This is a genomic window from Solirubrobacter soli DSM 22325 (assembly GCF_000423665.1).
In the GTDB taxonomy this organism is placed as follows: domain Bacteria; phylum Actinomycetota; class Thermoleophilia; order Solirubrobacterales; family Solirubrobacteraceae; genus Solirubrobacter; species Solirubrobacter soli.
Genome location: NZ_KE384071.1, coordinates 86,716 through 105,925, shown reverse-complemented (window position 1 = coordinate 105,925; position 19,210 = coordinate 86,716). Strand labels below are relative to the sequence as shown.

General features: G+C 71.8%; 17 protein-coding genes. 11 read left to right on the top strand and 6 right to left on the bottom strand.

All coding sequences use genetic code 11. The features are described from left to right. The first annotated feature begins 69 nt into the window (after positions 1–69). Positions 70–720, top strand: a complete 651-nt coding sequence (locus tag G569_RS59775; RefSeq protein WP_053227524.1) for a peptidoglycan-binding domain-containing protein — start codon at positions 70–72, stop codon at positions 718–720. Here G569_RS59775 and G569_RS0136310 read toward each other — a convergent pair. Next, the gene (locus tag G569_RS0136310) at positions 717–932 is read right to left on the bottom strand and encodes a DUF6458 family protein (RefSeq protein WP_028067039.1); all 216 of its coding nucleotides are present in this window, start codon (positions 930–932) and stop codon (positions 717–719) included. The genes G569_RS59775 and G569_RS0136310 overlap by 4 nt on opposite strands. A 48-nt stretch (positions 933–980) precedes the next feature. Here G569_RS0136310 and G569_RS0136305 point away from each other — a divergent pair, with 48 nt between their 5' ends. After that, positions 981–2,138: an acyl-CoA dehydrogenase family protein gene (locus G569_RS0136305; protein ID WP_053227523.1), complete on the top strand. Its 1,158-nt coding sequence runs from the start codon at positions 981–983 to the stop codon at positions 2,136–2,138. Between the two features lie 10 nt (positions 2,139–2,148). Further along, the gene (locus G569_RS61835) at positions 2,149–2,784 is read left to right on the top strand and encodes a metallopeptidase family protein (RefSeq protein ID WP_053227522.1); all 636 of its coding nucleotides are present in this window, start codon (positions 2,149–2,151) and stop codon (positions 2,782–2,784) included. On the opposite strand, the gene G569_RS54595 is transcribed toward G569_RS61835, so the two are convergent. Further along, positions 2,758–3,684 (bottom strand): DMT family transporter, encoded by a 927-nt coding sequence (locus tag G569_RS54595; protein ID WP_053227521.1) that lies wholly within the window; start codon positions 3,682–3,684, stop codon positions 2,758–2,760. The genes G569_RS61835 and G569_RS54595 overlap by 27 nt on opposite strands. 108 nt (positions 3,685–3,792) lie before the next feature. Here G569_RS54595 and G569_RS0136290 point away from each other — a divergent pair, with 108 nt between their 5' ends. Continuing rightward, on the top strand, positions 3,793–4,122 hold the full coding sequence (locus G569_RS0136290; protein ID WP_028067037.1) for an ArsR/SmtB family transcription factor: 330 nt from the start codon (positions 3,793–3,795) through the stop codon (positions 4,120–4,122). Here G569_RS0136290 and G569_RS54590 read toward each other — a convergent pair. Next, positions 4,103–4,561 (bottom strand): hypothetical protein, encoded by a 459-nt coding sequence (locus G569_RS54590; protein WP_053227520.1) that lies wholly within the window; start codon positions 4,559–4,561, stop codon positions 4,103–4,105. The two genes, G569_RS0136290 and G569_RS54590, sit on opposite strands and share 20 nt — an antisense overlap. 25 nt (positions 4,562–4,586) lie before the next feature. Next, positions 4,587–5,972: an ABC1 kinase family protein gene (locus tag G569_RS54585; protein WP_037501744.1), complete on the bottom strand. Its 1,386-nt coding sequence runs from the start codon at positions 5,970–5,972 to the stop codon at positions 4,587–4,589. 106 nt (positions 5,973–6,078) lie between these two features. Here G569_RS54585 and G569_RS0136275 point away from each other — a divergent pair, with 106 nt between their 5' ends. The 5 genes from G569_RS0136275 (at position 6,079) to G569_RS54580 (ending at position 10,021) form a co-directional block, all read left to right on the top strand. Next, positions 6,079–6,789: a PadR family transcriptional regulator gene (locus tag G569_RS0136275; RefSeq protein ID WP_211233186.1), complete on the top strand. Its 711-nt coding sequence runs from the start codon at positions 6,079–6,081 to the stop codon at positions 6,787–6,789. Between the two features lie 94 nt (positions 6,790–6,883). Then, positions 6,884–7,765: a pseudouridine-5'-phosphate glycosidase gene (locus tag G569_RS0136270; protein ID WP_028067035.1), complete on the top strand. Its 882-nt coding sequence runs from the start codon at positions 6,884–6,886 to the stop codon at positions 7,763–7,765. 49 nt (positions 7,766–7,814) lie between these two features. Continuing rightward, entirely contained in the window at positions 7,815–8,651 is an 837-nt protein-coding gene (locus tag G569_RS0136265; protein WP_028067034.1) for a carbohydrate kinase family protein, read from the top strand. Continuing rightward, positions 8,648–9,118, top strand: coding sequence for a low molecular weight protein-tyrosine-phosphatase (locus tag G569_RS0136260; protein ID WP_028067033.1), 471 nt, complete (start codon positions 8,648–8,650; stop codon positions 9,116–9,118). The genes G569_RS0136265 and G569_RS0136260 overlap by 4 nt, the downstream gene beginning before the upstream one ends. A gap of 63 nt (positions 9,119–9,181) precedes the next feature. After that, on the top strand, positions 9,182–10,021 hold the full coding sequence (locus G569_RS54580; RefSeq protein WP_053227519.1) for a fructosamine kinase family protein: 840 nt from the start codon (positions 9,182–9,184) through the stop codon (positions 10,019–10,021). Here G569_RS54580 and G569_RS59765 read toward each other — a convergent pair. Then, positions 10,018–10,707: a hypothetical protein gene (locus tag G569_RS59765; protein WP_157592554.1), complete on the bottom strand. Its 690-nt coding sequence runs from the start codon at positions 10,705–10,707 to the stop codon at positions 10,018–10,020. The two genes, G569_RS54580 and G569_RS59765, sit on opposite strands and share 4 nt — an antisense overlap. A 119-nt stretch (positions 10,708–10,826) precedes the next feature. Between G569_RS59765 and G569_RS60610 the strand changes: the two genes are divergently transcribed. Together G569_RS60610 and G569_RS54565 are read left to right on the top strand one after the other, a co-directional pair. Further along, the gene (locus G569_RS60610) at positions 10,827–14,597 is read left to right on the top strand and encodes a PQQ-dependent sugar dehydrogenase (RefSeq protein WP_084286119.1); all 3,771 of its coding nucleotides are present in this window, start codon (positions 10,827–10,829) and stop codon (positions 14,595–14,597) included. A gap of 45 nt (positions 14,598–14,642) precedes the next feature. Beyond that, entirely contained in the window at positions 14,643–17,396 is a 2,754-nt protein-coding gene (locus tag G569_RS54565) for a LamG-like jellyroll fold domain-containing protein (RefSeq protein WP_053227517.1), read from the top strand. Between the two features lie 36 nt (positions 17,397–17,432). Here the strand turns inward: G569_RS54565 and G569_RS54560 are convergent, their stop codons facing one another. After that, the gene (locus G569_RS54560) at positions 17,433–19,151 is read right to left on the bottom strand and encodes an ABC transporter ATP-binding protein (RefSeq protein WP_037502017.1); all 1,719 of its coding nucleotides are present in this window, start codon (positions 19,149–19,151) and stop codon (positions 17,433–17,435) included. Positions 19,152–19,210 lie beyond the last annotated feature (59 nt).

Below are 19,210 nucleotides of genomic sequence, written 5' to 3'. Positions count from 1 at the left end.
TTAGTGCTGCCTGTCGCTCAGGCAGACGCTCGCCGCATCACTTTCGGAGAACGGGATCTGCGCCAGGGAATGCGCGGAACCGACGTCCGCGTCCTCCAGGACTTCCTGACGAAGGTCGGGCTCAAGACCACGGTCGACGGTCAGTTCGGCCCCGGCACGAAGAAGCGTGTGCGGTCCTGGGAACGCAGGTCCAAGCTGCCGATCGACGGCGTCGTGACCCGCGAGGACGCGGCGACGCTCCGCGGCCAGGTCGGCCAGGACGCTGCCGGTCTGCAGAACACGGGAGGCGTGCAGCCCGTCGCTGCGCCGACCGGTAAGGCCACGCTGGGGTCCGACGGGCTGGCGGTCGCGCCTGCTGGCGCACCGCCCGAGGTCGCGGCGGTCATCGCCGCCGCGAACGAGATCGTGGGCAAGCCGTACAAGTACGGCGGCGGCCACGGGGATTGGGAAGACTCTGGTTACGACTGCTCGGGGAGCGAGTCCTATGCCCTGCATGGCGCCGGCTTGGTCAGCCGGCCGATGAACTCCACGGAGTTCATGTCCTGGGGCGAGGCCGGCGAGGGGCAGTGGATCACGAGCTATGCCAACAGCGGGCACTCCTACCTCGTGGTCGCCGGCCTGCGGTTCGACACCGGCTGGAACGGCGGCAATGGCCCGCGCTGGAGCACCGAGATGCGTCCGGGCGACGGCTACACCGCCCGCCACCCGGAAGGCCTCTAGAGGTATTCGCGGTCACGAACGACGGGGCGCTCGACAACGGCGCTCCGTCGGCGTGGGCCCCAATACAGCAGCGAGATCAGCAGTCCGACGACGCCGACGATCATCAGGATGATCCCGACGGTCGCGATGTCGATGCCGCTGATGCTCGCGTTGATGGCGAACGTGAGGATCGCTCCGACGGCGATCAGGAAGAGTGATGTTCCGAGTTCCACAGTGCTGGCATCCCCAGCCGAACTCCGGAGCAAACTAAGCTGGACGGGATGCCGACAAGCGCCGTTGACGCGTATGCCCTGACACCGGATCAGGTCGACTTCCGCGACACCATCCGCCAGATCGTGCGCGAGCGAGTCGCTCCGCGCGCGGCCGAGATCGACGCCAAGGCGGAGTACCCCTGGGACCTCCGCAAGCTGTTCGCCGAGCAGGATCTCCTCGGCCTCCCGTTCGACGAGGAGTACGGCGGGACCGGTACCGGCGCGCTGATGCTCAGCGTCGCGATCGAGGAGGTCGCCCGCGCGTGCGCCTCGACGGCGCTGATCCTGATGCTGCAGGACCTCGGCACGCTGCCGATCAAGCTGTTCGGCTCCGACGAGCTCAAGCAGCGGTTCCTGCCCAAGTGCGCGAGCGGCGAGTGGTCGCCCGCGTTCGCGCTCTCCGAGCCCGAGGCGGGCTCGGACCCGGGCGGCATGATCACCAAGGCCGTCAAGGACGGCGACGAGTGGATCGTCACCGGCACCAAGAACTGGATCTCGAACCTCGGCGTCGCCGACTTCTACATCGTCTTTGCCAAGACCGACCCCAGCGCCGGCCGCTCGCGCGGCATCAGCGCCTTCGTCGTCGAGGCCGACCGCCCCGGGTTCTCCGTCGGCAAGCTCGAGCACAAGCTCGGCATCAAGGGCTCGCCGACCGGCCAGCCGATCTTCGACGACGTCCGCATCCCCGCCTCGAACCTGATCGGGACCGAGGGCAAGGGCATGAACGTCGCGCTCGGCACGCTCGACCACTCGCGGCTCGGCGTCGCCGCCCAGGCCGTCGGCATCGCGCAGGGCGCGACCGACCACGCCGTCGCCTACGCGAACGAGCGCCGGCAGTTCGGCCAGGCGATCGCCGAGTTCCAGGGCATCCAGTTCAAGCTCGCCGACATGGAGACCCGGACGGCCGCCGCGCGCGAGCTGCTCTACCGCGCCTCGTCGAAGATCGACCGCCACGAGCCCGACGCCGGCAAGTACTCGGCGATGGCCAAGCTGTTCGCCTCCGACACGGCGATGGCGGTGAGCGTCGAAGCCGTCCAGGTCCTCGGCGGCTACGGCTACGTCAACGAGTACCCGGTCGAGCGCTACATGCGCGACGCGAAGATCACGCAGATCTACGAAGGCACGAACGAGATCCAACGTCTCGTGATCGCAAGGTCACTCAGGTAGCCTGGATCTCATGCTCTCGCGCTGGCCGACCGGGCGACGGGTCGCCTTCACCACGGTGCTGTGCCTGGCGGTGGCGCTCACCGCCGCGACCCTGCTCCAGGGCCTGTCGCCGAGTGGCTGGCTGCGCTTCCTCGAGGTGCTCGCGATCGTCGTCGTCTGCGCGGCGGTCGCGGCGCTCGCGATCGGGCTGATCGTGAGCAAGATGGCCAACTATCAGGACCCCGAGGACGAGGCCGAGTTCGAGCGGCTGGTGATCCGTTCGGAGGAGCTGGCACGCGAGAACCTCGCCGCCGAGCCGGACGAGGGCGAGTTCCTCGCGCTCGACCCGTACGACCGCCATGACTTCGAGACGCTCGTCCGCGAGGCGCTCGACGACCTGCCGGACCTGCTGATCAAGGCGCTGGACCGCGTGCCGGTCGTGATCTCCGACAAGGGTCGCCAGGCCGGCGCCTACGGGCTCTACCAGGGCGACACGGTCGCCCGCGACAACTACCACGACCGGATCATCATCTTCCGCGACACGCTGCTGCGGGACTTCGGGCACGACCCGGACCTGCTGCGCGATCAGGTCACCCGCACGGTGCGCCATGAGCTGGCGCACCATCTCGGCGCGGACGAGCTAGGCGTTCGCGAGCTCGGGCTCTAGGACCCGGCGGGGGCGCGCGGCGAGGTTGGCGAACACGAGCGCGCCGATCGTCAGCAGCGCGCCGAGGATCTCGAACTCGCCCGGCCGGTAGCCGCGGCCGATCTCGACCGCGAAGGTCACGACCGGCACCAGGTTCATGAACAGCGCGCCGTTGGCCGCGCCGATCCGCCTCACGCCCTCGTTCCAGGCGAGCACGCCGATCACGGCGCCGGCGACGATGATGTAGATCGTCTGCGTCCACGCGTCGCCCCAGTTGGCGGCGCTCGGCATCGGGTACGTGCCGGTGAGGGTCAGGATCGCGGTGACGGCGAGGATCGTCAGCGTGCCGCCGGTCGCGCTCAGCGCGGTGTAGCGCAGCGGGGAGAAGTCGGCGAAGCGGCGCGCGCCGGTCGTGTAGGCGACGAAGCTGGCCACGCCGGCGAGCACGAGCAGGTCCCCCGCGCTGCCGCCCAGTGCGGAGGGGTCGCCGTGCGTGATCACGAGCATCACGCCGAACAGGGCGACGAGCATCGCGCCGAAGGTGGTTCTGCTCGGCTTCTGGCGCGTCGTGAGCCAGACGGCGAAGACGGTCAGCAGCGGCGAGGTGGCCACGATCAGCGAGGCGTCCTGGGGACGGACGTGCTCGAGCGCGAGATACGTGAACAGGTTGAACCCGGCGAAGCCGAGCGTGCCGAGGATGAACAGCTCGAGCGCGCGGCCCTGGGGGAGCAGGGCGCGGCCGCCTTCGATCAGCGCCAGCAGGCCGAGGAAGATCGCCGTGGCGACGAGGTAGCGCACCGCGGTCAGGTGGAAGGCGTCGACGTGGTGGATCGCGGAGGCGGCGATGGGGAACATCGCGCCCCACGCGAGCGCGGCGGTCAGGGAGGGGAGGGCATCGGAAGTTCGACGATCTTCGAACATTGCTTCTGGAACGTAGCACGTGGGAGAATCCGCGAAGCGATTCTCCAAGCGACCGAAGCAGCGACGAATTCGCTCGCGAGGATCGCCTAGTACGATGGCTGTCGAACCATGCACTCCGATGAGCCTCATCTGGACGAGATGACCTTGGCGGCCGTGATGGCCGCGCTCAGCGATCCCATGCGCGTGGCGATCGTGCGTCAGCTCGCGGCCGAAGGCGAGCGCACCTGCGGGACGTTCGAGCTCGGCATCTCCAAGGCCACCCGCTCGCACCACTTCCGCGTGCTGCGCGAGGCGGGCATCACGCATACGCGGGCCGAGGGCACGCACCGGCACGTCTCGCTGCGCCGCGAGGACGTCGACGCGCGCTTCCCGGGCCTGCTGGACGCGGTGCTGATCGCCGCCGAGCGCGAGGCCGGGGCTACCGCGGTCCCTGCCTGATCGCCTCGTTCGCCATCTTCACCAGCAGCGCGCGGTCGCTCTGCTTGCCCACGACCTTGGCCTGGATCGTGTAGGTCACGCCGCGCTCCTTCCAGCTGATCGACGGCGGTGAGCACGAGGCCCCGCAGCCGAGCGGCTGGTAGCGCCCGTGCCGGCCCTTGGTCAGCGTGACCTTGCCCTTCCCGTAGGGCTTGCCGCCCTTCTGGGCCGAGAAGCTGGCGGCGAAGCAGGCGTTCGCGCCGCCGCAATCGGGCGCCGCGGCGACGCCGATGTCGTAGGACTTCTTGTCGCCGGAGCCGTAGGGATAGACCGGGTCGAAGTCGCTGTAGAAGTTGTTCGGCAGCAGGATCGGGAGCGGGGTCTGCTGCTTGACCTCGGGGACCGTGTTCGTGAGGACCCCGGGCAGGAGGGCGATGGCGGTGGCGGCGGCGGCGAGCATGTCGGCGCAGCGTACGGGCGCGCCGCTAGCCGGTATATCCGGGTAACCCCCAGAAGCGGGCGTCTTGGACGCCGAGCGGAGTGCTCGGCGGCGCGTCGCTCCAGTACTCGCTGCCGAGCTTGGAGAAGTCGGCGCCGGCGCGCAGCTCGCCGAGCGTGGAGAGCACGAGGCCTTCCATGCGGCGGATCAGCAGCGCCTGCGGTGGGATCGTCTGGCGGCGCATCTCCTCGAAGAAGGCGCTGCGGGGGCTCGAGCCGCGGTCGATCAGGTCGGTCACGTAGGCGGGGCTGAGGCGCCTGAAGCCCGGTTCGAGGTACCACTCGCCGGCGGTGCGGATCTGGTCGAGCAGGCGGTTCTCGTCGAACTCGTCGGGCTGCGGGAGGTAGCCGAGGCGGGCGAGGCCGTGGTGAACCGCTGCGGCATCGCCGCGCTCGACCGCCTGGGCGAGCTGGCGCTCGCCTTCGAGGTAGTCGGCGTCGACGACGCGCATCAGGCCGAAGTCGAGGAAGCCGACCTTGCCGTCGTCTTGCAGGAGGTAGTTGCCGGGATGCGGGTCGCCGCTCGCGCGGCGGGTGTGTTTGAGCGTGCCGAAGAAGAAGCGGAAGACGATCTCGCCGAAGCGGTCTCTCTCGGCCTCCGGGAGCCGCTTGATCTCCTCGAAGCGCTTGCCGCTGATCAGCTCGGTGACCAGGACGCGCCTCCTCGAGCGCTGTGTGTCCACCGGTGGGACGTGGACGAACGGGTGGTTGCGCCAGGCGCGCGCCATCGCGCGATGGTTCTGCGCCTCGACCTCGTAGTCGAGCTCGTCGCCGATGCGTTCCCGCAGCTCCTGCCCGAGTGCCTTGACGTCGAGGCCCGGGGCGAGGCGCTTCACGAGTGGGAAGATCATCTGCATGTTGCGCAGGTCGGTCTCGACCGCCTCCGCGATGCCCGGGTACTGGATCTTGACCGCGACGCGCTTGCCCTCGGTCGTGACCGCTTTGTGGACTTGGCCGATCGACGCCGCGGCGAAGGCTTGCTCTTCGAACTCGCTGAAGACGTCGGTGAGCTTCTCGCCCAGCTCGTCCTTGAGCAGCTTCTCGATCTTGTTGAAGGGGAGCGGCGGGACGTCGTCGCGCAGGGCCGCGAGGGTCTGCTTGAACTCCTCGCGCTCGGACTCGGGGATGGCCGTGAAGTCGACGGTCGAGAGGACCTGGCCGATCTTCATCGCCGCGCCGCGCATCTGGCCGAGCTGCTTGACGAGCTCGCGGGCGGTCGCCGCCGCGCGCTCACCCGTGGCCGCGTCGGCCTTCTCGTCGCTGCGGAGCGTGTTCGCCGCGCGCGTGCCGGCCCATCTGAGGCCCTGGCCGGCGACGAGCCCGCCGAAGCGGCGGGTGCGGGCGATGCGGGATGTGGGAGGGGAGTCGGCCACTTACTGATCGTACGGAAGCGCGAATTTCTGAGATGAGCTTGACAGACGATAGGTTCCGATATATCGTTGATGCATCGGAATAGATCGAAGCGAAAGGACTTCCGACATGCATGCTGCATCCGCAGAAGCCTGGGGCGGCGGTCATCGTCGCCACCACCAGCACCACCACCACCACCGCGGTCCCCGCGGTTGGGAGGACCTCGTCGCGTTCATGACGGGCCGCGGCGGCCCGTTCGGCGGCGACCCCCGGCAGTTCAAGGCCTTTTTCTGGGGAGATCCCACCCGCCCCGGCCCCGGCGGTCCGCCCTGGGGCGGTCCCGGCGGCCACCGCGGCCGCGGTCGCGGCGGGCGTGCCCGTCGCGGTGACGTCCGCGCCGCGATGCTCCTCCTGCTCGAGGAGCAGGCGCAGAACGGCTACCAGCTGATCCAGGAGATCGAGCGCCGCACCGAGGGCGTCTGGAAGCCGAGCCCCGGCTCGGTCTACCCCGCGCTCCAGCAGCTCGAGGACGAGGGCCTGGTCAAGGCCGCCGAGTCCGAGGGCAAGCGGGCGTTCGAGCTCACGGCCGAAGGCCGCGACTACGTCGCCAACAACCGCGAGGAGCTCGGCGACCCGTTCGAGGCCGCCACCGGCGGCATGGACGAGGGCGTCTTCGACCTCCGCGGCCTGATGTTCCAGGTCGGCGCCGCGGCCATGCAGGTCGCCGCCGCCGGTCACACCGACGAGGCCCGCAAGATCCTCGCCGACACCCGCCGCGCGCTCTACAAGATCCTCGCCGAGGACGACCCCGGCGACGACGACACGCCCACCGCGGCCTAGCTGCCCCCGGCCGGCGTCGCCCCGCTCCCCGGGCGGCGCCGGCAAACCTAAAGGGGTCAGGCCCCTTTAGGTTCGGCGCTAACGTGGGCGCGCGATGCGGGTCCACGAAGAAGTCCGGACGGCCCTCGAGGAGGGGCGTCCTGTCGTTGCGCTCGAGAGCACGATCATCGCCCACGGGTTGCCGCGGCCCGACAACCTGCGGGTCGCGCGCGAGATCGAGGACGTGGTGCGTTCGAAGGGCGCCGTGCCGGCGACGATCGCGATCGTCGGCGGCGAGGTGCGGATCGGGCTCGACGACGAGGCGTTGGAGGCGTTGGCGAACACCGACGGCGTCGCCAAGTGCGGTGTCCGCGACCTCGCGCCGGTGCTCGCGCGGGGCGCGTTCGGCGCGACCACCGTGGCCGCGACCTCCCATCTCGCCGAGCGGGCGGGCATCCGCGTCTTCGCGACAGGCGGCCTCGGCGGGGTCCACCGTGGCGCGGCCGACACGTTCGACGAGTCGGCGGACCTCGGCACGCTGGCGCGGGTCGGCATCTGCGTCGTCTGCGCGGGTGTGAAGTCGATCCTCGACATCCCGGCGACCTTGGAGCGACTGGAGACGCTGAACGTGACCGTGCTCGGCTACCGCACCGACACGTTCCCGGCGTTCTATCTGACGTCGAGCGGGCTGCCGGTGCCGTGGCGGGTGGACTCGCCCGCGGAAGCGGCGGACGTCCTGCGCGCGCGGCTCGCCGTGGGTGCGCCGGGCGGCGTCGTGGTCGCGAATCCGTTGGACGAGCAGATGGACCCGGACCTGCACGAGCGAACGCTGGTGGAGGGTCTCGCCGCCGCCGCGGAGGCGGGCGTCCGCGGCCGCGACGTCACCCCGTTCGTGTTGGAGCGCTTTCATTCCGAGACGCACGGCGAGTCGCTGCGGGCCAACGTCCGCCTGGTGCTGCGCAATGCCGCGCTGGCGGCGGAGATCGCGGCGGCATGAGCGCGCGGCGCGGTGACGCGACGAGCGGGCACGGCCGGCGAGGCGCGCGGTGAAGCGCGTCGTCGTGCTCGGCGAGGTCATGCTCGACGTCGTCGCGTTTCATGACGCGCCGCTCGCGGTGGCGTCGGACACGCCCGCGCGGATCTCTCTCCGGCCCGGCGGAGCCGGCGCGAACACGGCCGCGTGGCTGGCGCGGGCGGGCGTCGAGGTCACGTTGATCGCACGGGTCGGAGACGACGACGCGCGCAACGTCGCGCTCAGCGCGATGGACGGTGTCGATCTGCGGGTGGGCGTCGATCTGGACCTGCCGACGGGGACCTGCATCGTCCTCGTCAGCCCCGGCGGCGAGCGCACGATGCTGCCGGACCCGGGCGCGAACACGGCGCTGTCGGCCTCCGAGCTGCCCGACGACGTGTTCGAGGCGGGCGCGACCCTGCATGTGTCGGGCTACTCGCTGATGCGGCCCGGGTCACGCGGGGCGGCGCTCGAGGCCATGGACCGGGCGCGCGACGCGGGGATGTCGATCAGCGTCGACCCCGCGTCCGCCGCGCTGCTGATCGACGACCCCGCCTTTCTGCACCGCGCACGCCCGGTGGATCTGCTGCTGCCCAACGAGGACGAGCTCGCGGCACTCGGCGGCGACCTGCCCGGCGTCAAGGAGTTCGCGGTCAAGCAAGGGCGCGACGGGGCGTACTGGAGCGATGGGCTGAAGCGGATCGTCACGCGGGCCGTCGCGGTCGACGACGTGGTCGACACGACCGGCGCGGGCGACGCGTTCGCCGCCGGCTTCCTGTCGGTCTGGCCCGGCGACCGCGAGGCCGCGCTGGCCGCGGGCGTCGAGCTCGCCGCACAGGCCGTGGCGCAAGAGGGAGGACGCCCGCGATGAACCGGATTCTCTTCGTGTGCATGGGCAACATCTGCCGCTCGCCGACGGCGGAGGGCGTGATGCGACGCCTCGTGCGTGACGAGGGCCTCGAGCACGAGTTCGAGATCGACAGCGCCGGCACCGGCTCCTGGCACGCGGGCGACTCGCCCGATCGCCGCGCCACGGCCGCCGCCGCGGCCCGTGGGATCACGCTCGAGGGCGCCGCCCGCCAGGTCCGCCCGCGCGACTTCGAACACTTCGATCTGCTGCTCGCGATGGACCGCGAGAACCTCCGTGAGCTGCGCACGTTCTCCCCGGACGGCGACGTCGCCGGCAAGGCGCGGCTGCTGCGCGAGTTCGACCCGGCGTCGATCGGCTCGCCCGACCTCGACGTCCCCGACCCCTACTACGGCGGGCCGGACGGCTTCGAGAAGGTCCTCGACCAGGTCGAGGCGGCCTGTAAGGGCCTGCTCGACGCGCTCCGGTGAGGAGCCCGGCCCATCGCGCCGAGGCCCCGGCCGCGCGGTCTCGGGCGTCCCGGGGGTCGCGCGGTGCGCCTTGACGACGCGGTTCGCGCCGCGACCGGACGCGAGATCGGCCGGATCGAGCGCGTCGGCGGCGGCGACATCAACGAGGCCTACCGCGTCCAGTTCACCGACGAGAGCTTCGCGTTCGTCAAGACCCGCGACGACGTCGCGCCGGGCGAGTACGCGGCCGAGGCCGCCGGCCTGCGCTGGCTCGCCGAGCCCGGCGCCCTGCGCGTCCCCGAGGTCCTCGGCGTGCGCGACGACGTCCTCGTCCTCGACTGGGTCGACGAGGGCGGACGCGGCGACGCCGCCGCGCTCGGGGCAGGCCTCGCGGCGGTCCACGCGGCGGGGGCGGACGAGTTCGGCACGCCGCGTCAGGGCGGCGAGACGATGCGGCTCGGGCGGCTGACCTTGCCCAACGCGCCCACGCCGGACTGGGCGACGTTCTACGCCGAGCGGCGGCTGCTCGCGGTTCTGCCCCACGCCGGCCTCACCCGCTTCGGCAACAAGGCCGTCGAGTCGATCTGCGCGCGGATGGCCGACCTCGCCGGCCCGCCCGAGCCGCCCGCCCGCCTGCACGGCGACCTCTGGAGCGGCAACGTCCTCTGGGGTCGCGACGGGCGGCCCTGGCTGATCGATCCCGCCGCGTACGGCGGCCACCGGGAGGTCGACCTCGCGATGCTGCGTCTCTTCGGCGCCCCCGGCCGAGCGTTCCTCAACGCCTACGAGGACCGCTACCCGCTCGCCCCGGGCCACGAGGACCGCGTCGAGCTCTACCAGCTCTTCCCGCTGCTGGTGCACGCGGCGCTCTTCGGCGGCGGCTACCCGGCGTCAGCCGAGCGTGTCGCCCGGAAGTACGCCTAGGGCAGGTCGAAGACGATGTAGCTGAACGCGATCGACGGGGGTGTCTCGTCGGCGTCCGTGCGGTTGCAGAGCGTCAACACGAAGCGGCTGACCGCGCCCGGGTCGTTCGGGTTCGAGGCGTTCGTCTTGTAGTTGAAGCTGAAGATCTGGCCGTTGAAGGACCCGCGGGGGACGACGAGGAGGGCGTCCTGGGAGATGTCGGCGCCGGCGGTCTCCGGGGCGAGGCCGCGCGGCTCGCGGCTCCAGCAGGTGTGCGCGCGGATGGTGCCGAGGTCGTCGGCGAGGATCCGGAAGGCGCCGCTGAAGCGGGCGATGTCCGCGGCGGTCAAGGTGCCGTCGGCGACCTTGGCGCCGGTCACGGCTCCGTCGGCGAGTTTCGACCCGCCCACCGCGCCGTCGGCGATGTCGGCGGCGGCGACGGAGCCGTCGGCGATCGCGAAGGTGCCGATCGCGCCGCCCGCGAGCTTGTCCCACGTGATCGAGCTGTTGGGGGTGCCGAGGAGCGTGCGCACGGTGCTCGGCGCGAGGTCGCGGACCGCGACGGTGCCGTCCTTGATCTGCGTCGTCGAGACGGTGCCGCGGCGGATGTCCTTGCCGTTGATCAGGTGCTTGGCCTGCGCCGGGCCGCCGAGGGCGACGAAGAGCGCGAGCAGGGCGACGAGCATGGGAGCCGAGGGGCGGCGCACGCGCTTACCGTACGAACGCGGAGCCGGTCTGCAAGCGCGACTCGGCGGACGTACGAGGCTCGAAGCACTGAACCAAGGTGTAGTAGCGGACCGGTTCTCATGAGACGTAGGGTCGGCGGATGCGCCTGGTCCGGAGTCTGACCATCGTCGGCGTGCTGCTCGCCGCCGCCCTAGCCGCACCTGCGGGAGCTGTCGCGGGGGTGTTCGGGCGGGCGCCCCTGGCGGCACCGGCGCTGGCGGGAACGCTGCCCGCGGGCTTCACCGAGACGACGGTGTGGAGCGGGCTCGGGAACCCGACGGTGATCCGCTTCGCCGCCGACGGCCGTGTCTTCGTGGCCTCCAAGAGCGGGATCGTCAACGTCTTCGACAACCTCAACGACACCACGCCCACGCAGTTCGTCGACCTGCGGAGCAAGGTCCACGACTACTGGGATCGCGGCCTGCTCGGCATGGCGCTCGACCCCGGCTTCACCACCGGCCGCCCGTACGTCTACGTCCTCTACGCCTATGACAAGGCGCCGGACTCGACCCAGCAGCCCCGCTGGGGTGACGGCTGCCCGACCCCGCCCGGCCCGACCGCCGACGGCTGCGTCGTCACGGGGCGCCTGAGCCGCATCTCCACCACCGGCGCCGAGACGGTCCTGATCGAGGACTGGTGCCAGCAGTATCCGAGCCACTCGATCGGCACGCTGGACTTCGGCCCCGACGGCATGCTCTACGTCAGCGCGGGCGACGGCGCCTCCTTCAACTGGGCCGACTACGGCCAGGACGGCAGCCCGGTCAACCCGTGCGGCGACCCGCCGAGCGCCACGCTCACCCCACCCACGGCGCAGGGCGGAGCGCTGCGCGCGCAGTCCTTCCGGCGCCCGACGTCCCAGACCGCCTCGCTCGACGGCGCGATCCTGCGGGTGAACCCCGACACGGGCGCCGCCGCCGCGGGCAACCCGGCGATCGGCAACGCCGATCCGAACCGCCGCCGGATCGTCGCCCACGGCTTCCGCAACCCGTTCCGCTTCACGTTCCGCCCCGGCACGGGGGAGATCTGGGCCGGCGACGTCGGCTGGAACACGTGGGAGGAGATCGACCGCGTCCCGGACGCGAGCCAGGTCCGCAACTACGGCTGGCCGTGCTACGAGGGCACGCCGCGGATGGGCTCCTACGACGCGCTGAACCTCGACAACTGCGAGACGCTCTACGCGCAGGGAACGGGCGCGGTGCAGGCGCCGTACTTCGCCTACAACCACAACGAGAAGATCGTCGCCAACGAGACGTGCACGACCGGCTCGTCCTCGATCTCCGGCCTGGCCTTCTACACCGCCGACGCCTTCCCCGCGGCCTACAAGAACGCGCTCTTCTTCGCGGACTACTCGCGCAACTGCATCTGGGTCGCCTACCCCGGCGCCAACGGCCTGCCGGACATGGCGACGCGCCAGACGTTCCTCGCCGGCGCGGCGGGCCCCGTCTTCCTCACCCAGGGCCCGGACGGCGCGCTCTACTACGCCGACCTCGCGGGCGGGACCGTCCGCCGGATCGCGGCGAACAACAGCGCGCCCACCGCGCGGATCGTGGCGACACCGACCTCCGGCCTCGCTCCGCTGACGGTCGCCTTCGACGGGACGACGTCCAGCGACCCCGACGGTCAGGCGCTCACCTACGCCTGGGACCTCGACGGCGACGGCGATTACGACGACTCGACCGCCGCCAAGCCCTCGTTCACGTACCCCTCCGCGGGCACCGTGACGGTGCGCCTGCGCGTGACCGACACGGTGGGCTCGACCGGCACGACCTCGACGACGATCACCGTCGGCGCCCCGCCCACGGTCACGATCGCCACCCCGACCAACGCCACCACGTGGGCGGTCGGGGACACGATCAGCTTCTCCGGCTCGGCCCGCAACAGCGCCGGAGCGACGCTGCCCGCCGCGTCCCTGCGCTGGGCACTGGACATGCGCCACTGCTCGCGCACCGACGCCACCAACTGCCACACCCACCACATCCAGGACTTCGTGGGCGTGGCCTCCGGCAGCTTCGTCGCGCCCGACCACGAGTACCCCTCGCACCTCGAGTTGTCGTTGATCGCGACCGACGCGGCCGGGCTGACCGCGACGCAGACGGTTCAGCTGAACCCGCGCACCGCGGACCTGACGCTGACGACCGTCCCGGCCGGCCTGCAGCTCTCGCTCGCAAGCGACACGCTCGCGGCGCCGTTCACCCGCACCGTGATCGCGCGCTCGGCCACCACGGTCGCCGCGCCGACCCCGCAGGGCGCGTTCAGCTTCGCCTCGTGGAGCGACGGCGGCGGCAGCACGCACACGATCACCGCGCCCGCCTCCGGCACCGCGACCTACACGGCGACGTTCACCGACACCACCGCCGACGTGCCGCTCGCGGGCACCGAGGCCATCGGGACGAACACGTCCTCCGCCGCGGCCGGCCACGGCGAGGTCTACCGGATCACGGCGTCCCGGACCGGCCCCGCGCGCTCGCTGCGGCTCTACCTCGACGCCTCCAGCCGAGCGTCCAAGGTCGTGCTCGGCCTCTACGCCGACGCGGGCGGGGAGGCGGGAGCGCTCCTCGGCACCGGCACGATCGCCGCACCCACCGCGGGCGCGTGGAACAGCGCCGCCCTCAACGCGCCGGTGAACCTCGTCAACGGGACCGCGTACTGGTTCGCCCTGCTCAACCCCGCCGACTCGACCGGCCAACTGGCCTGGCGCGACCGCGCGGGCGGCAGCGGCGGGCTCGAGCGCACGAGCGCGGGCACGACGCTGACCGCGCTGCCCGCGACGTGGGCGATCGGCGGGCGCTACAGCGACGGTCCGGTCTCCGGCGCCGCCTACGGCTCGGCGACCCCGCTCCCGCCCGTGCTCGCCGTCGCGCCGGCCGCGGTCACCCTGGCCTCGTCACAGGGCGCGGTCTCGCAGCCATTGACCGTGAGCAACGCGGGCGACGGAGCCCTGGCGTTCACGGTGTCCGACGACGCCGCGTGGCTGTCCGCGTCGCCGGCCTCGGGGACCGCGCCCGCGACCGTCACGCTGACGGCCGATCCGGCGGGCCTCAGCCCGGGCACCTACAACGCGACGGTCACCCTCGTCGGCGCGAGCCAGACGAAGACCGTGCCGGTGACGTTCTCGGTCGTGGCGCCCTCCTCCGGCCTCGTCGGCGCCTGGGGCTTCGACGAGACCGCCGGTGCCACGACCGCCGACGCGTCCGGCAACGGCAACACCGGCACGCTCAACGGCCCGGCGCGGACGAGCGCGGGCCGGTTCGGCTCGGCGCTGGACTTCGACGGCGTCAACGACTGGGTGACCGTCGCCGACAGCGCGTCGCTGCGGGTGACGACCGGGATGACGCTCGAGGGCTGGGCGTACCCGACGGGGGGAAGCGGGTGGCGCACGCTGGCGCTCAAGGAGACCGCGAGCGACCTGGCGTGGGCGCTGTACCCGTTCGGCGACGGCGGGCTCCCGAGCGGGCACATGGCGACGAGCGGCGACCTGTGGGCGCGCGGGACCGCCGCGCCGGCGCTGAACACGTGGACGCACTTCGCCGTCACCTACGACGGGGCGACGATCCGCATGTACGTCAACGGCGTCCAGACCGGGACCCGCGCCCAGATCGGGACGTTGCGCGCCAGCACGCAGCCCCTGCGCTTCGGCGGCAACGCGATCTGGCCGGAGTGGTTCCGCGGCCGGCTGGACGAGATCCGCGTCTACGACCGCCCGCTGAGCGCGGTCCAGATCCAGGCCGACATGGCCAAGGCGGTCAGCACCGCGACACTCGCGCGGAAGGTCGCGACGGCCAGCGTGAAGAAGCCGCCGAGGCGCACCGGGGCGAGGATCAAGCACTATCGCGGCCGCTTCACCCACCACGGCAAATGGCTGCACCCGTGACGTTCGTTTAGGTTCTCTCACGGGGCGGGCCGTACAGTCCGCCCCGTGCGGAGGGTTCTGCTGGTCGCTGTCCTGCTCGTCGGAGTTCTCGCCGCACCCGCGCGTGCGACGACGCTGCCGCCCGGGTTCAGCGAGTCCACCGTGTGGCGAGGGCTCGGCAACCCGACCGTGGTGCGCTTCGCGCCTGACGGCCGCGTGTTCGTCGCCACCAAGGCCGGGCTGATCTACACGTACGACTCCGTCGACGACCCGACCCCGACGCGCTTCGCCGACCTGCGCGCGCAGGTGCAGGACTACTGGGACCGCGGTCTGCTGGGGATGGCGATCGCGCCCGACGGCCGCGTCTTCGTCCTGTACTCGCACGACACCGGGTGGGGCGACAGTTGCCCGAACGGCGGCACCCTCGCGCCCGGCTGCAGGATCGACGGGCGCCTCTCGTGGCTCGACGCGTCCGGCGGCGAGCACGTGCTGGCCACTGACTTCTGCCAGCAGTTCCCGAGCCACTCGATCGGCACGCTGGCGTTCGGGCCCGACGGCATGCTCTACCTCAGCGCCGGCGAGGGCGCGCACTTCGACTTCCCGGACTTCGGCCAGATCGGCAACGTCTGCGGCGACCCGCCCGACACCGCCGGCGACATCGGCCCGCCCGACAGCCAGGGCGGCGCGTTGCGCGCCCAGGCCTATCGCCGCCCCGCGGGGCAGCCGTTCACCCCCGACGGCGCGGTCCTGCGCATCGACCCGGACCACCCGTCGTTCAGCCGCGAGAACGTCGTCGCCTACGGCTTCCGCAACCCCTTCCGCTTTACCTTCCGCCCCGGCACGAGCGACATCTGGCTGGGCGACGTCGGCTGGACCACGTGGGAGGAGCTCAACCGCGTGCCGGTCGACGGCATCGTGCGCAACTACGGCTGGCCCTGCTACGAGGGTCCGGGCCGCCAGCCCGCCTACGACGACTACGACTTCACGACGTGCGAGACGCTCTACGCCGAAGGCTCCGCGACGCCGCCGGTCTTCACCTACAACCACGCGGACGAGGTCGTCGACGGCGACGGCTGCGCGCCCGGCGACTCGTCGATCTCCGCCGTGACCTTCTACACCGGCACCGCGTTCCCCGCGGCCTATCGCGGCGGGCTGTTCTTCGGCGACTACTCGCGCAACTGCCTCTGGTTCATGCCGCTCGGTGACGACGGGCAGCCGGACCCCGCGCAGCGGCGGCTGTTCGCCGGCGACGCCCCCGGGCCGGTGTTCCTCACCGAAGGGCCGGACGACGCGCTCTACTACGCCGACCTCAACGACGGCGAGATCCGCCGCATCTCCTACCGCGCGCCGACGGCGAGCATCACGGCCTCGGCGGACGCGAAGGAGCCGCCGCTGGAGGTCCACTTCGACGGGCGCGGATCGCACGATCCGGAGAACGGCGCGCTCGACTACGCCTGGGACCTCGACGGCGACGGCGCCTACGACGACTCGACCTCGGACACGCCGGTCTTCACCTACACGAGGCGCGGGTACGTCGACGTGCGCCTGCGGGTGACCAACCGCGCCGGCCTGAGCGGGACCGCGAGCAGGACGATCACGGTCGGCGTCCCGCCGACGGCCGCCATCGACACGCCGACGTCGGCGACGACCTGGGCCGTCGGGGACACGATCGCCTTCGCCGGCCACGGGAGCCCTGGCAGCACGCTCACGTGGGCGCTGAACCTGCGCCACTGCTCGCGGCTGGACGCGAGCCAGTGCCACACGCACGCGCTCCAGAACTTCACCGGGACGTCCGGCTCGTTCGTCGCCCCCGACCACGAGTACCCGTCGCACCTCGAGCTCTCGGCGACCGCGACCGACGCCGACGGGCTGCACACCACGCAGACGGTCCGGCTCGACCCGCGCACGACCGACGTCACGCTCGCGAGCTCGCCGCCCGGCATGCAGCTGCCGTTCGGGAGCGAGTCGCTGCCGGCGCCCTTCACGCGCACGGTGCTCGCGCGGTCGGTGGTCTCGCTCAACGCGCCCTCGCCGCAGGCGGGCCTCCCATGGACGTCATGGAGCGACGGCGGCGCCCGCGTGCACACGACCACCGTGCCCGACGGCGGCAGCATCACCTACACGGCGAACTTCGCCTCTGCCGGCCCGCCGCCGTGCGTCTGCGCGGCGCCACCTCGCCCGAAGGCGGTCGCGGCCTGGGGCTTCGACGAGCCGTCGGGCACGAAGGTGACGAACGGGAAGCTCTCAGGGCCGCTACGCGTGCGCGGCGGGAAGTTCGGCAATGCGCTCGACTTCGACGGCGTCGACGACTGGGTGACCGTGAAGGCGCCGAAGCTCGCCAAGGCGATGACGGTCGAGGCGTGGGTGTACCCGACCCGCAAGGGCGGCTCGCTCGCGCTGCGCGAGACCAGGCGCGACGCCGCCTGGTCGCTCTATGGCGACGAGGCCGGCATCGGCTCGAAGTTCGCCCGCGGCACGGCGCCGAAGCTGCGGACCTGGACGCACCTGGCGATGACCTACGACGGCAGGACGATCCGCCGCTACGTCAACGGCAGGCTGTCCGGCAGCGCCCCGTTCAGCGGGACGATCGCGGGCGGCTCCTACCCGCTGCGCTTCGGCGGCAACGCGGTCTGGAAGGAGTGGTTCAAGGGCCGCCTGGACGAGGTCCGCGTCTACGACAGCGCGCTCACGCCGGCCCAGATCCAGGCCGACATGAGCACGCCGATCGACGCCAAGGTGACCAAAGCGCGCCCGGGGAAGCGGCCGCGCGGCGGCGCGAAGGTGCGCCGCTTCCGCGGCGGCGCGAAAGCCCGCGGCTGACGCGCCGCGACGCACCGTGCGCCGGCCCACGCCGCGCTACGCACGGAGCGCGGACCCCTCGTCGCGCGCCACGAGCGCGGCGTACTTGCCACCGAGCGCCAGCAGCTCCTCGTGGGTGCCGCGCTCGGCGACCTCGCCCTGGTCGAGGACGACGATCTGGTCGGCGTCGCGGACCGTCGAGAGGCGGTGCGCGATGACCAGCGTCGTGCGGCCCTCGGCGAGCCGCTCCAGCGCCTCGCCCACCGCCCGCTCGGTGGCGACGTCCAACGCGCTGGTCGCCTCGTCGAGCACGAGCACCGGCGGGTTGCGCAGGATCGTGCGGGCGATCGCGATCCGCTGCTTCTCGCCACCGCTGAAGCGGAACCCACGCTCGCCGACGACGGTGTCGTAGCCGTCGGGCAGGTTCGCGATCGTGTCGTGGATCTGGGCGGCGCGCGCCGCGTCCTCGATCTCGGAGTCGGTCGCGTCCGGCCGCGCGAACCGCAGGTTCTCGCGCACCGAGGCATGGAAGAGGTACGTCTCCTGTGAGACGACGCCCACGGTGTCCGCGAGCGAGTCGAAGGTGAGCTCGCGCAGGTCGGTGCCGTCGATCGTCACCGCGCCCTGCTCGGGGTCGTACAGCCGCGCGGCGAGGTAGCCCAAAGAGGTCTTGCCCGCGCCCGTCTCGCCCACCAGCGCCGTGCGCGTGCCCGGCGGGACGGTGACGTCGATGTCGCGCAGCGTCCACTCGTCCCCATAGCGGAACCAGACGCCCTCGAAGCGGACCTCGCCGCGGACGTCGTCCAAGGTGCGCGTGCCGGGGTGGATGTCGATCGGCAGGTCGAGGTACTCGAAGACGCGGTCGAACAGCGCCACCGAGGTCTGGATGTCCACGGCGACGCTCAAGAGCGACTGCACGGGGAAGAAGAGCCGCGTCTGCAGCGTGGTGAAGGCGACGATCGTGCCGATCGAGGCGGCGCCCGGCGCCAGGCCCGCGAACAGGTAGACCAGCGCGGGCATGACCGCGAACGAGGTCTGGATCGCGGCCATCATCCAGCGGCCCGCCATCCGCGAGCGCACCTCGAGGTCGGCCAGGTTCTCCGACTCGCGCTCGAAGCGGGAGGCCAGCTCGGGCGAGCGGCCCATCGTCTTGCCGAGCAGGATCCCGCTCACCGAGAGCGACTCCTGCACGAGCGAGGAGATGTCGGCCATCGCGCCCTGCTTGACCGTCGTGATCTTGCGCCGCTGCGCGCCCACACGGCGCGAGAGCAGCACGAAGAACGGCAGCAGCGCGAGCGAGAACAGCGCCAGGCGCCAGTCGAGCAGGAACATGGCGACGACGCTCGCGATCACCGTCGTCACGTTGGAGACGATCGACGCCGCGGTCGACGTCACGACGCTCTGCACGCCGCCGATGTCGTTGGCGATCCGCGACTGGATCTCGCCCGTGCGGGTCTTGGTGAAGAACGCCAGCGAGAGCCGCTGGAGGTGCTGGTAGACCTGCGTGCGCAGGTCGTGCATGACCCGCTGGCCCACCACGTTGGTGAGCCAGGTCTGGCCGACGCCCAGCACCCCGGTCGCGATCGAGATGGCGATCATCCCGCCGACCAGGGCGAACAGCAGGTCGTCCTCGTTGTCGGGGATCGCGTGATCGAGCACGTCCCTGAGCAGGAACGGCGAGATCATCGACAGCGCCGCCGCGATCGCGATCAGGATCAGGACGACGGTGAGGCGCCCGCGGTACGGGCGGAACAGCCGGACGATCCGGCGCGTCAGGTCGGGCGTCTTGGGCTTGCCCGCAGGAGGGGGTTGGCGGTGACGCCCTCCCGGGCCGT

Excerpts from the sequence above, each read along its gene's own strand:
- G569_RS59775 (WP_053227524.1), top strand. The coding sequence starts at position 70 with ATGCGCGGAACCGACGTCCGCGTCCTCCAGGACTTCCTGACGAAGGTC.
- G569_RS0136305 (WP_053227523.1), top strand. The coding sequence starts at position 981 with ATGCCGACAAGCGCCGTTGACGCGTATGCCCTGACACCGGATCAGGTC.
- G569_RS61835 (WP_053227522.1), top strand. The coding sequence starts at position 2,149 with ATGCTCTCGCGCTGGCCGACCGGGCGACGGGTCGCCTTCACCACGGTG.
- G569_RS54595 (WP_053227521.1), bottom strand. The coding sequence starts at position 3,684 with ATGTTCGAAGATCGTCGAACTTCCGATGCCCTCCCCTCCCTGACCGCC.
- G569_RS0136290 (WP_028067037.1), top strand. The coding sequence starts at position 3,793 with ATGCACTCCGATGAGCCTCATCTGGACGAGATGACCTTGGCGGCCGTG.
- G569_RS54590 (WP_053227520.1), bottom strand. The coding sequence starts at position 4,561 with ATGCTCGCCGCCGCCGCCACCGCCATCGCCCTCCTGCCCGGGGTCCTC.
- G569_RS0136275 (WP_211233186.1), top strand. The coding sequence starts at position 6,079 with ATGCATGCTGCATCCGCAGAAGCCTGGGGCGGCGGTCATCGTCGCCAC.
- G569_RS0136270 (WP_028067035.1), top strand. The coding sequence starts at position 6,884 with ATGCGGGTCCACGAAGAAGTCCGGACGGCCCTCGAGGAGGGGCGTCCT.
- G569_RS0136260 (WP_028067033.1), top strand. The coding sequence starts at position 8,648 with ATGAACCGGATTCTCTTCGTGTGCATGGGCAACATCTGCCGCTCGCCG.
- G569_RS60610 (WP_084286119.1), top strand. The coding sequence starts at position 10,827 with ATGCGCCTGGTCCGGAGTCTGACCATCGTCGGCGTGCTGCTCGCCGCC.